Source organism: Psychrobacter sp. 5A.1, from assembly GCF_030407455.1.
Classification (GTDB): domain Bacteria; phylum Pseudomonadota; class Gammaproteobacteria; order Pseudomonadales; family Moraxellaceae; genus Psychrobacter.
This window is the reverse complement of sequence record NZ_JASDDJ010000008.1, coordinates 51,135-64,352: the sequence shown is the minus strand read 5'-3', so window position 1 is coordinate 64,352 and position 13,218 is coordinate 51,135. Positions and strand designations below refer to the sequence as shown.

At 42.7% G+C, this 13,218-nt stretch carries 10 protein-coding genes and 1 tRNA gene; 3 read left to right on the top strand and 8 right to left on the bottom strand.

The genetic code is table 11. The features are described 5' to 3' along the window. Positions 1–66 precede the first annotated feature (66 nt). From secE to QL982_RS03270, 7 genes are all read right to left on the bottom strand, one after another. The gene (secE, locus tag QL982_RS03300) at positions 67–552 is read right to left on the bottom strand and encodes a preprotein translocase subunit SecE (RefSeq protein WP_290163148.1); all 486 of its coding nucleotides are present in this window, start codon (positions 550–552) and stop codon (positions 67–69) included. A 51-nt stretch (positions 553–603) separates the two neighbouring features. Next, a tRNA-Trp gene (locus QL982_RS03295) sits at positions 604–679 on the bottom strand. A gap of 468 nt (positions 680–1,147) precedes the next feature. Continuing rightward, entirely contained in the window at positions 1,148–2,338 is a 1,191-nt protein-coding gene (gene tuf / locus QL982_RS03290) for an elongation factor Tu (RefSeq protein WP_290166126.1), read from the bottom strand. A 224-nt stretch (positions 2,339–2,562) separates the two neighbouring features. Next, positions 2,563–4,689 carry an elongation factor G gene (gene fusA, locus QL982_RS03285; RefSeq protein WP_290161548.1) on the bottom strand — a complete coding sequence of 709 codons (2,127 nt, stop codon included), beginning with the start codon at positions 4,687–4,689 and terminating at the stop codon, positions 2,563–2,565. A 348-nt stretch (positions 4,690–5,037) separates the two neighbouring features. Continuing rightward, the gene (gene rpsG, locus QL982_RS03280) at positions 5,038–5,511 is read right to left on the bottom strand and encodes a 30S ribosomal protein S7 (RefSeq protein ID WP_021814163.1); all 474 of its coding nucleotides are present in this window, start codon (positions 5,509–5,511) and stop codon (positions 5,038–5,040) included. A gap of 206 nt (positions 5,512–5,717) precedes the next feature. Further along, a complete protein-coding gene (gene rpsL, locus QL982_RS03275; RefSeq protein ID WP_011281154.1) occupies positions 5,718–6,092 on the bottom strand; it encodes a 30S ribosomal protein S12 in 375 nt (124 codons plus the stop codon). Between the two features lie 458 nt (positions 6,093–6,550). Further along, positions 6,551–7,735: an EcsC family protein gene (locus QL982_RS03270; RefSeq protein WP_290190163.1), complete on the bottom strand. Its 1,185-nt coding sequence runs from the start codon at positions 7,733–7,735 to the stop codon at positions 6,551–6,553. Between the two features lie 465 nt (positions 7,736–8,200). Between QL982_RS03270 and QL982_RS03265 the strand changes: the two genes are divergently transcribed. From QL982_RS03265 to QL982_RS03255, 3 genes are all read left to right on the top strand, one after another. Further along, the gene (locus QL982_RS03265; protein WP_193008975.1) at positions 8,201–8,857 is read left to right on the top strand and encodes an IS1595 family transposase; all 657 of its coding nucleotides are present in this window, start codon (positions 8,201–8,203) and stop codon (positions 8,855–8,857) included. A gap of 94 nt (positions 8,858–8,951) precedes the next feature. Further along, positions 8,952–10,187: a beta-ketoacyl-ACP synthase II gene (locus QL982_RS03260; RefSeq protein ID WP_290190162.1), complete on the top strand. Its 1,236-nt coding sequence runs from the start codon at positions 8,952–8,954 to the stop codon at positions 10,185–10,187. Positions 10,188–10,190: 3 nt separating this feature from the next. Next, a complete protein-coding gene (locus QL982_RS03255; RefSeq protein ID WP_290161555.1) occupies positions 10,191–11,915 on the top strand; it encodes an anthranilate synthase component I family protein in 1,725 nt (574 codons plus the stop codon). A gap of 155 nt (positions 11,916–12,070) precedes the next feature. Here the strand turns inward: QL982_RS03255 and hisC are convergent, their stop codons facing one another. Next, positions 12,071–13,192 (bottom strand): histidinol-phosphate transaminase, encoded by a 1,122-nt coding sequence (hisC, locus tag QL982_RS03250; protein WP_290161557.1) that lies wholly within the window; start codon positions 13,190–13,192, stop codon positions 12,071–12,073. Positions 13,193–13,218: the final 26 nt, after the last annotated feature.

Genomic DNA, 13,218 nt, shown 5'->3' with positions numbered 1-13,218 from the left:
GCTCCTGATCATTATAAATAAGTCGTTATAAGTAAATGTCTCGTTAATAGCCACTAATACGTGCTATTAACCGATAAAGATACCAACGAACCAATTAAAAAAGTTATCCAACAACCAAATAAAAAACCCAGCAATCGCAATCACGACAATCACTTGCCATGTGTATTGAAAGGTTTCGTCTTTACCTGGCCATGTTACTCGGCGAAGCTCAACGGCAGCGTCTTTTAATAATATTTTAAAAGCACGGCCTTGATGCGTTAGCGCCAAACAGACTAATGCAAATACAACAAGTGCGACAATAATACCAATACGTACCCAGACATCATTGGCGGGTTGCCAATAGCCTGGTAGATATTGATTAACTAGAGTCGCACCGATTAAAACAGCTGCGGCAAGTAGCCACAAAATCAAATCTTTTATTGAGCCAGTCTTAGCCACTTCAACAGCGGTAGCTCCGCTCGCTGAGATGTGCTTATCTTTAGACAGCATTCCACCAGCAACCGCCTTGGCATCAGATAACTTAGTCTCGAGGTTATCTTGATCATTGCTCATAAAGAACTCGCTTCGGAGATGGTGGGGTACAACAAAGATGTGATAAGAAGATGGCAGGCGATGTAGGACTCGAACCTACAACCCTCGGTTTTGGAGACCGATGCTCTACCAATTGAGCCAATCGCCTATGGGTGTAAAGGACAGCATTATACAATATTGAGCGTAGAATGCAAGCCTTTAGCGGTAAAATTATCGCTTTTACCTGATTTTACACTTTGTGAGAGTATGTATATTAATAATATACGCCCCCTACTGCAAATTGGCATCGCCACTAGCATTAAGTGCAGCGCTAATATAACAAGCTATGCCACAGATTACAATACGATATATAACAAATAAACGGCTATCACCCTCAAAAACACTATAGTCAAAGAACTCTAAAACGGGTACAAGGCAGCCGACTGCAGATTGCACAAGTAGTACATCTAAGGATGGGTAACGACGTAGCAGGTTCGTATTTCATCGACTATATCGATCAATCGTCGTACTCTAAGGCTACTAGGGCGTGTTTGATACTCCTCAATAAAAAAAGCCACCCTATAACAGGATGGCTTTTTTATGACTAACTTATAATCTCATTACTGAGACTAATAGATTAGTTCAATACGTTAGCAACAACACCAGCGCCTACAGTACGGCCGCCTTCACGAATTGCAAAGCGAAGACCTTTGTCCATAGCGATTGGGTGGATAAGCTCTACGCCCATCTCAACGTTATCACCAGGCATTACCATTTCAGTACCGTCTTGTAATTGGATTGCGCCAGTTACGTCAGTAGTACGGAAGTAGAACTGTGGACGATAGCCGTTTAGGAATGGTGTGTGACGACCACCCTCTTCTTTGCTCAACACATATACTTCAGCGTCAAACTTGGTATGCGGAGTGATAGAACCTGGCTTAGCAAGTACTTGGCCACGTTGTACGTCTTCACGCTTAGTACCACGTAGTAGTACGCCACAGTTTTCGCCTGCACGACCTTCGTCAAGCAGTTTACGGAACATCTCTACACCAGTACAGGTGGTTTTTTGAGTGTCACGGATACCGACGATTTCGATTTCGTCACCAACGCGTACGATACCAGATTCAACACGGCCAGTTACAACAGTACCACGACCTGAGATTGAGAATACGTCTTCGATTGGCATTAGGAATGCTTTGTCAACGTCACGCTCTGGCTCTGGGATGTAGGTGTCAAGAACGTTTAGTAGTTCTACGACAGCTGGTTGGCCATACTTTTCTTGTGAGCCTTTTAGGGCTTCAGTCGCTGAACCATGAATGATTGGCGTGTCATCACCTGGGAAGTCATAGTCGCTCAATAATTCACGAACTTCCATTTCTACTAGCTCAAGCAATTCTTCGTCATCAACAACATCACATTTGTTCATGAATACGATGATGTACGGTACGCCAACCTGACGTGAAAGCAAGATGTGCTCACGTGTTTGTGGCATAGGGCCGTCAGTTGCAGATACGACTAGGATTGCGCCGTCCATCTGAGCAGCACCAGTGATCATGTTTTTAACATAATCGGCGTGACCTGGGCAATCTACGTGAGCATAGTGACGTGCTGCTGTGTCATATTCTACGTGTGAGGTGTTGATGGTGATGCCACGTGCTTTTTCTTCTGGTGCTGAGTCAATAGACGCGTAGTCTTTGGCTTCGCCACCAGAGGTGATTGCAGCTACGGTTGCGATTGCAGCGGTAAGGGTTGTTTTACCATGGTCAACGTGTCCGATTGTACCGACGTTGACGTGTGGCTTGCTACGTTCAAACTTGGCCTTTGCCATGGGTATTTCCTCTTTTTTTGGGGTTCAAGACTTAACTCATATAAATATGATAATTAAGGCAATCTTGACCACATTAAGATAATTGTTAAAAGGTTGCACATACTAATGTGCAGATATTATAAGAAAATCGCAGCCAATAACAAGTCTTTTAACAAGTTATTGGCGTATTTTTCGATGACAATATAATGATATTAGCTATATTGCCGTCTTTAATAAATTTTTACTTACTCGTCATCATCTTTATTGTTGAACTTAGAGATGATTTCAGCAGCAACTGATTTTGGAATCTCAGCGTACTTTTGGAATTCCATTGAATAAGTAGCACGGCCTTGTGACATTGAGCGCATTTGAGTGGCATAACCAAACATTTCCGCTAATGGTACTTCAGCACGAATCTGTTTAGTACCGCCAGGTAAGTCTTCCATACCCTGTACTAAACCACGACGACGGCTAAGATCGCCCATGATGTCGCCCATGTAATCTTCAGGCGTTTCAACTTCTACTTTCATTACTGGCTCAAGTAGTGCTGGGTCAGCTGCCATGAAACCTTTTCTGAAGGCCATAGAACCAGCCATCTTAAATGACAATTCATCAGAATCGACATCATGATAAGAACCATCATACAAGGTCGCTTTTACGCCAACTACTGGGTAACCAGCAAGTACGCCGTTTTTCATGCGCTCTTGGATACCTTTATCAACGGCACCATGGAATTCTTTTGGTACAGTACCACCAACAACTTCTTCAGCGAATTCGTACTCAGTATCGCCAGCTGGATCAAGTGGCTCAAGACGTAACCAAACATGACCGAACTTACCACGACCACCTGTTTGACGTACGAATTTGCCTTCTTGTTCGACAGTGTTACGAATCGTTTCACGATAAGCAACCTGTGGTGCACCGATGTTAGCTTCAACGTTGAATTCACGCTTCATACGGTCAACAAGAATTTCTAAATGCAGCTCACCCATACCACTGATGATTGTCTGACCAGATTCTTCGTCAGTGTGTACACGGAACGATGGATCTTCTTTAGCCAAACGACCTAAAGCGATTGACATTCTTTCTTGGTCAGCTTTGGTCTTAGGTTCAACCGCTAGGCTGATAACTGGATCTGGGAATTCCATGCGCTCAAGCGTGATAACATTTTGCTCATCACATAGCGTATCACCAGTTGTTACGTCTTTCATACCAACCAATGCAGCGATGTCACCAGTACGGATTTCTTGCAACTCTTCTTGAGAGTTAGCCATCATCTGTACGATACGACCAACGCGCTCACGCTTCATTTTAACTGGATTATATACGCTGCTACCTTGCGTCAAAACACCTGAATAAACACGAACGAAGGTTAAGTTACCAACGAATTTGTCATTCATGATTTTGAATGCTAAAGCTGAGAACGGTACATCATCAGATGCTTCACGGAAACCTTCTGACTCATCTTTGTCATCAAGAATACCGCGGATAGCAGGTACATCCATTGGTGCTGGAAGATACTGAATAACCGCATCCAACATCTTCTGTACACCTTTGTTCTTAAAGGCAGTACCACAAAGCAATGGAATGATTTGGTTATCGATAGTCAACTGACGAATAGCAGTATTGATCTGTTCTACAGTCAATTCGCCATTTTCAAGATACTCATTCATGAGTTCTTCGTTTGCTTCAGCAGCATTTTCTACAAGAATCTCGCGATATTCTTCAGCTTTTTCTTGCAATTCAGCTGGGATTTCGCGCTCGTCGTATTCCATGCCTTGAGACGCTTCGTCCCAATAGATAGCTTTCATGGTGACTAGATCAACAACACCTTCGAAGTCCTCTTCTTTACCAATTGGAATAACCAATGGTACAGGGTTGCCGCCTAAGCGAGTTTTGATCTGTTCGATAACACGATAGAAATCAGCACCAACGCGATCCATTTTGTTTACAAATGCAAGACGTGGCACTTTGTATTTGTTAGCCTGACGCCAAACGGTCTCAGACTGTGGCTGAACGCCGCCTACTGCACAGTAAACCATGCAAGCGCCATCAAGTACACGCATAGAACGTTCAACTTCGATCGTGAAATCAACGTGACCTGGGGTATCGATGATGTTGATACGGTGTTCGTCAAATTGTTTAGCCATACCTGACCAAAAACAAGTTGTTGCCGCTGAGGTAATAGTAATACCACGCTCTTGTTCTTGCTCCATCCAGTCCATAGTGGCTGCGCCATCATGTACTTCGCCAATTTTGTGGCTAATACCGGTATAGAATAAAACACGCTCAGTAGTGGTCGTTTTACCAGCATCGATGTGCGCTGAAATACCAATATTGCGATAGCGTTTTAGGGGAGTTTTACGAGCCATAGTGTTTTCCTAGGAAAAGTCGTGTATATAATAATGTATTGTGTCTCTACCTCATACTCTATGACAAAGCGTTCAGCTTCGTAATATTACTTACTGATTATTGAGCCTAATACGGACAAAAAAAGAGCAAATACTAAGAATAGTGTGGCATCAAATTTGGGATGCTCTCTAGTGAAAGTCGTGCTTGTTAAGAGAGACATCTTGATAGATGTCCGCCATCTCAATCGTTAATAAGTAAAACTTATATACAACTGAATGAATGATGGCGGCAATCAATAGAATAAATAACAGTGTAAGATTAGCTGACTTCAGCCAGCTAATCTAAAGCTACTACTAATAAACAGTAGCTTAGAAGCGGTAATGAGAGAACGCTTTGTTAGCATCTGCCATGCGGTGAACTTCGTCACGCTTTTTCATAGCAGCGCCTTTGCCATCAGCAGCATCATTCAATTCGCCAGCTAAACGCAAAGCCATTGATTTTTCAGAACGCTTAGCAGCAGCTTCAGCTAACCAACGCATAGCCAAGGCAGTACGACGGGAGGGGCGTACTTCCATTGGTACTTGGTAGGTTGCACCACCAACGCGGCGAGCTTTCACTTCTACCATTGGGCGTACATTTTCTAAAACTTCTTCGAAGAAAGATACTGGATCTTCGATTTTACGTTTTTCGCTTACTGTTTCAAGTGCACCGTAAACGATACGCTCAGCAGTAGATTTTTTACCATGACTCATTACATGGTTGATGAATTTTGCAACAGTTTGGCTACCAAACTTAGGATCCGGTAGGATCTCACGGGTAGCAACGACGCGACGTCTTGGCATAATAAATATCCTTTTCTTCAGGAGTGTCTGACATTCACAATCTCGCACCAATTAATATTGGATGGCGTTATATCGAGTTGTCAGTCAGCCTTACTGCACGGCGGTATGTTTTAACAGTGAATTACTAATTTAATAATACTGTCAACACCAGACCCATGCACAGTTAATGTTTGGTATAAAAAAGCTTAGCTAATAACGATTAGTTATTAAACTTTAGGCTTCTTAGCACCATATTTAGAGCGACCTTGCTTACGGTCTTTAACGCCTGCGCAATCTAATGCACCACGAACGGTGTGATAACGTACACCTGGTAGATCTTTTACACGACCACCACGGATAAGAACAACACTGTGCTCTTGTAAGTTATGACCTTCGCCGCCGATGTAGCTTGATACTTCATAGCCTGAAGTCAAACGTACACGACATACTTTACGCATGGCTGAGTTAGGTTTTTTAGGGGTAGTAGTATATACGCGAGTACATACACCACGACGTTGTGGGCACGCTTCCAACGCAGGAACTTTTGACTTTTCCTTGATGGTTTTGCGACCTTTACGAATCAATTGGTTAGTTGTTGCCATGAGGCATCCTTCTCCCGTTTGGTATAAAACAAAAAAATGGGGAAACGCACCATCCATCTGACTTTAATGACAGATTTTGGTACACCCATTTTTAGGACAGTGTATTATAAAGAGTTGTTGCTGCTATTTCAACCACTTATGCGTGATTGCACTTTACAACATTTGATAGATATGCATTCACCCTACTACTATAACACTTTATCTATTTTTAGTTAAAAATCAGCTGAAAAGTAGATTGTCATACAGTATATCGAAAGTAGCGTCACGAACGATTTAAATAGGATATTTAACTATAAATAAATAGCAATTTATAAATACTAAATGGCGATATTATCTTGTTTTTCAAGAGAAAGAAGACACTATCGCCAAAATTGATAGTAGATATCCAGCTCATAATCCTTCTATGATATAAGCTGGCTTAAGACAGAAGGTACTTAAGTCTGATTATTTAGACGCCCTTATTTGCTTTTCTTGTTAGCCGTCTTGTTTGATTTGCTGTCAGAGGATTTGTTCTGACTGCCTTGCTTGTCATTGTCGTCTTTCTGCGTTTCTTTCACGATCTTTTCATCAGCTTCTTGATGGTTGTTTTTTTCTTCAGCAGTGTCTTTCTTGCTATCGGTATCCTTGCTTGACTCTTTCTCAGCATCTTGCTGCTTGTCATTGTCAGCTGTTTTGTTTACCTTAGCTTCATTACCGCTATCATCAGTGATTGCGCGATTGGCAAGTTTGGCTTCTGGGGCAAAAGTCGCTTGAGCCACGCCAATCACTTCATCAATGAGCTGGCTGTTGTAGCGCATACCAACGATAACAGCGGTAACTGGTAAGAATTTGCGTATCCATGTTAAATTGATTTTATCCAAGTCAATACCGACCTGACTGGCAATGCTGTCAACTTGTTCTGCATAAAAGTTGACGTTTTTATCCTTTAGACCTAGGTTTTTTAGCTCATTGTGTAGACCACTGCTTTGGGCATTATCCAATAAGCCTTTGCCGATACCAATACCTGCTAGCAATGCTTGTTTTTCTTGCATCTTGCTCAGATCAGCATTCGCTAGCAGCTCATAAGCCATCTTGACGCCTTGCTTACCTGTGAGTGGTTTATTGTAGACAGCACCTAACTGATAGACGGTACGTAATGATACCAATAAAAGCCAAAGTGTATCAGCCAGTAAACCAGGAAGCCCAGCCAAACCTGTTAGGCCCCCTATCGTTGCCAATGCACGATTTTGATTGGCGATATCAGTGGCTAATGCATAACGCTCTTCATCATCCAAGCTTGCGATATTGGCGAAACGATGCTCATTAGGTAAATCAATCTGACTCCAATTAGAGGCAAGGTTTGCCACTTGTGCAAAAGCGCCATCGACCGTCGACTGAAAAAAACTGTTTGGCACTACTTTTTTGGCATATTTACCATAGGTGGCAAAACGTGGCCCTAACAATTGCTGAGTGGCTTTCAACGTTTGCTCACGGAACAAATCCTGCTGATAGTCTTCATCGCCTAAGTTGACTGCTTTGTATTGACGCGGTTTGCCCGTCTTAGCATTCATGCTATCAATCATAGCGCCCATGCGCTCTAGATTATTGCGAGTAAAAGAGCCAACGGTAGTGATACCTTTAGAGAGAGTGCTACGCTTCGCCATCGTGATGTCCTTAATGTGATGAGTGATTTTGTTTTATTGTAAGCGATTTATAATAATAGATGTGCCATTCTAGTCAATCACTATAATCGATGTCAGTGCGAACAATGTTATCGCAATCACAAATTTTGTATCCAAAAGTATCACTTGATGTATGATTGATACCATCTTATAAGCTGTCTTCAATCAAATGGTCTTTTTAGATGGCTTTAGACAGCAAGCGCGATTTTGTCGTTATTTTGCACTTGTACAAAGATTTTGGACGCTCGATACGTTATCATGTGCCATAACTCACAGTACACTTGTACTTATATTTATAAGTAGTTCGTTACTTATAAATAATCAGTTACCAAGCATATAGTCTTACTATAATCATCACAATGATTGTAAAATGAGGCTTTGACGCTCAATACATCCTAATATTAAATAAGGGGCTGTAGTAGATAAGCACTATGCTAGACTACTTTTATGAAGATAACCCGTTGTAAACTAAGTAAAAAAGTACAGCGAAGGCTCTTAGAGTTTTTCACGGCTGAAGTGACTGCTAGAACAGCCGCAGACTTGCTCGACATTCAACCTAACACTGCGGCACTTTTTTATCATAAAATTAGACTTGTAATAGACGACCATCTCTCATTAGAAGCTGATGAGCTCTTTGATGGTGAAGTCGAATTAGATGAAAGTTACTTTGGCGGCGTACGCAAAGGCAAAAGAGGTCGCGGGGCTGCTGGTAAGACAGCTGTATTTGGTATTCTAAAACGAAATGGTAAGGTTTATACCATTGTCGTAGCAGACACCAAACAGACGACTCTAATGTCTGTTATTAAGCGTAAAATCAAGCCTGACAGCTTTGTTTATACTGATAGTTATCGAAGTTACAATGCGTTAGATGTGAGCGAGTTTAAACACCTCAGAGTCAATCACTCTAAAGAGTTTACTTGCGGTAAAAACAATCACATCAATGGCATTGAGAACTTTTGGAACCAGTCTAAACGAATACTCAGAAAATATAATGGGATCGATAAGAAGAACTTCCATTTATTTTTAAAAGAGTGTGAGTTTAGATTCAACTATGGATCACCGTCTACTCAGCTTAAAACTCTGAGAATATGGTGTGATGTTTAATCCTTATCTACTACAGCCCCTTAAATAGAAATACATACTTAAAAACGATTATTAAAAATAATTGTGAAAAATCGTTACTCATAAGGAATAGAATATGCGCCGCGTTGTTATCACTGGAGCAGGGATCGTCTCTTGTATCGGACATGATTTAGCCACGGTTACTGCCGCTCTAAAGCAAGGGCAGTCTGGCATTACATTTAATGAGGCTTATGCTGAGCATGGGTTTAAATCACACGTTAGCGGCAGTATCGACCAGTCGACGCTTGATACTAGTGGTATCGATCGTAAGTTGAAGCGGTTTTTTAGTGATGCCAGTCTATACGCTTATGTCAGTGCTTTAAATGCCATTGAGCAGTCTGGTATGTCGCTTGAAACCATCAATAATAATCCACGCGTGGGCGTGGTCGCAAGCTCTGGCGGCGCATCGACAGAGAATATTGTCAATGCCATAGATGCCATGCGGGATAAAGGTCTGCGCGGTGTCGGCGCGATGGCTGTGCCAAAAACGATGGGCAGCTCAGTATCAGCGGCACTGGCAACAGGTTTAAAAATCCAAGGCGTCTCCTACTCGCTCACCTCTGCTTGCGCCACCTCAACGCACTGTATCGGTCATGCGGCTGAACTTATTCAGTTAGGCAAAGCAGATGTGATACTCGCCGGCGGTAGCGAAGCGGAACATTGGACACAGTCTTGTATGTTTGATGCGATGGGTGCAGTCAGTACGCAGTATAATGAGACACCGCAGCGCGCCTCAAGAGCTTATGATAAAGATCGTGATGGCTTCGTGATTGCTGCTGGTGGTGCGATGGTCGTGGTTGAAAGTCTAGAACATGCACAAGCACGTGGTGCCAACATATTGGCTGAAATCGTCGGTTATGGTGCCAGCTCTGATGGTGCTGAAATGGTTGCGCCAAGTGGTGAAGGTGCCGTACGCTGTATGCAGCAAGCACTAGCCGAAGCTGGTTTGCAAACTGTCGACTATATCAATAGCCACGGTACCAGCACACCGTTAGGTGACATCACTGAGCTTAAGGCGATTGCTAAAGTGTTCGGTAATGATGTCAGTAAAGTACCTGCTATTAGCTCAACCAAATCAATGACAGGCCATAGCTTGGGCGCGGTCGGTGCGCAAGAGCTGATTTATTGTCTACTGATGCTACAAGATGGCTTTATTGCCCCAAGTATCAATGTTGAGAACTTAGACCCTGCGGCTGAAGGCTTTGATATTGTCACTGAAATGCGCGAGACCAACCTTGAAACACTCATGAGCAATAGCTTTGGCTTTGGTGGTACTAATGCCACGCTAATCATCAAAAAGTTTGACGCGTAAACCATGTTTGTATCAAACCAAAAGACGACTGAGCAGACAGATTCTGTGCCATCGCCAGCTAATAAGCCTAGCTGGCGGTTCGGTGACTTGTCTGCCGCAGCGCTGATGCCGCAGCTACAACGCCATTTGCTCGATCAAGATACTAAAGCGAGTTGGCAATTTGTTTGGCTCAATAATGATGGTCAACCAGTGATTGGTTTACTGCCAAAAGTCAGCTGGTCTGTTTACCCCGCTGATGAGCACTCCTCTAATGACTCATTAAATACTTATAAGGTAATCAAAAACTGCCGTGGTACGGACTTGAATAGCGTTATTGGCATGGATAATAGCCATGCTATCACGACAACTTACCTGAGCTATCTAGAGTGGCAAGATGCGCTTATCGCTTATAGCAATGCTCAAAAAGCGGATAACGATACGGCATATATAGATACTCAACAAAGTACCAAATCCAACTATCATCATGGTCTAATCGGCTTTATTGGTTATGATATTACCGCTTATGAGCTAAGTCCTGCCGATAGGATTGAATTGGCGATGCAGCCGTGTGCCTCGTTGGGACATTATGATATTTATCTTACCCCTGAAGAAACTGACCAAGCAGAAACTGGCAACGTTGGTTGGGTGTTAAAGACTCATCTGACCAACGATGACGCTTCTGAGAATATCGGTCATAAAACAAAAGACACTCTTTTAACGGCTCTTACCTCCTACCTAGATGAACTGGATCAAAAACTGTCCGACAAATATCTCAATCAAGTACAGTTTAAAGCATCACTAAATATGACGCCTTTGGTCTTACAATCACGCTGGAGTAAAGAGGATTATCAGCAAGCCTTCAATCAAACTCAGGACTACTTACAGCAAGGCGACTGCTACCAAATCAACTTAACGCAAAAATGGTCTGGCTGTTTGCCGTATAACCATGATTCTACCCAATCAACCTCAGCACTTATTGATTATTTGCCTGCGCTATACCGCAATACAAAAGCACCTTTTGCAGGATACTTGTCGGTGAGTGACGTAACTGACAATATAAACACTCATATACCCACGCATCCGTTTGAATTATTAAGTTGCTCACCTGAGTTGTTTTTTACTTTTACTAAAGACCATAACACGGGTAAGCATCGTATTCTCACTAAGCCTATCAAAGGAACCATGCCACGTGGCATCACCGATGAACAAGATGAGTCGTATAAACAACAACTGACCCACAGCGAAAAAGACCGTGCCGAAAATGTCATGATCGTGGATTTGTTGCGTAATGATCTGGGTAAATATGCCAAGATAGGTAGCGTCAAAGTACCGCAGTTATTTGCGATTGAGAGCTTTAGTAACGTGCATCATATGGTCAGCACCATCAGCGCCGAACTCAAAACTGATACTCATCCATTAGCGGTACTATTTGGTAGTTTGCCTGCTGGCTCCATCACTGGTACACCAAAAAAGCGCGCCGTCGAGATAATCGCTGAACTGGAAACCACGCCACGCGGTGCTTATTGTGGCACCATGGGTTATATGAATTTTGATGGTAGTGGTCAATGGAATGTACTCATTCGTACGCTGCAAGCCAACGCGTCATCACACAATGAGCTAGACACAGCAAGACATGTCAACCTATGGGCAGGAGGTGGTATTACGGTTGCGTCTGATTGCGATGCTGAATACCAGGAATGTTTGGATAAAGTAGGTAATCTACTGTCAGTACTGGCTCAAAAATCGTAGGCTGCCAACGTGAACTATCGTTTCTAATTACAAGCAAAAACAAAGCCTGCCAACGATATGTTGGCAGGCCTTTTTTAAGACTTATCGATAGTGGTGTGCGTTCTGAATAAAGAGACTTACCTATCAATATTCTATATTAAGCTATCAATCTAATATTACTCAGCAGCAACTTGTAAGGCTTTTAGAGCTTCAATTAAACGCTCATTCTGCTCTGCTGTACCAACGGTAATACGCAAGTACTCATTGATGCGCGGCTTATCAAAATGACGCACGATAATGCCCTGCTCACGTAACGCATTAGCCACCTCACTCGCACTGCCATCTTCTGGACGGGCAAAAATGAAGTTGGCGTGTGATGGCAGCACTTGATAATCCAAGGCCGTTAAATCCGCTGTTAATGACTCACGTAGCTCAATAACCTGCTGACGGGTTTGCTCAAAATAGTCAACATCTAAGACACTGGCAGTCGCACCCGCTTGCGCTAATTTGTCTAACGGATAGCTATTAAAGCTGTTTTTCATACGGGTCAATGCTTCAATCAATGAAACATTACCAAACGCCATACCGACACGCAAGCCAGCGAGCGAACGTGATTTGGAAAAAGTCTGCGTCACGATAACATTGTCAAACTCATTGATTAATCTCACTGCTGAGACTTGCGCATCTACATTACTTTCGTCTATATGAGCAAAATCAATATAAGCTTCATCAATCACAATCACAGCATTGGAGTGCTCACTAGCCAGCTTACGAATATCGGCAAGCGATAATAGCAGTCCAGTTGGGGCATTTGGATTGGCAATAATAATACCGCTACAAGGCTGACGATAAGCATCAGGGTCAATACTAAAATCTTCCTCTAGAGCTATTTTTACCAGCTCTATGCCAAAGGTCTGTGCATATACTGGATAAAAGCTATAGCTAATATCAGGAGCCAAAACAGGGCGTTCTTTTAGAAAGAAACTGGCAAATACCAATGCCAATACTTCATCTGAGCCGTTGCCAACAAACACTTGGTTTATATCAAGCTCATACAGTTGTGCTAAGGCGGCACGCAAATCATCAGACTCAGGCGCTGGATACAAACGCAAATCATCAGCTTGCTGCTCTAAAACCTTGGCAATTGCCTCACCCACTTTTGGTGATGGCGGAAATGGGTTTTCGTTGGTATTTAATTTGCACAAATTCTCATGTTGAGGCTGCTCGCCAGGAACGTAAGGTGACAAATTACGCGCTTTAGATGACCAAAGTCTGGTGTCTATCTTTAACTCACTCATAAGTTATCCTACTATTAGCCACATAA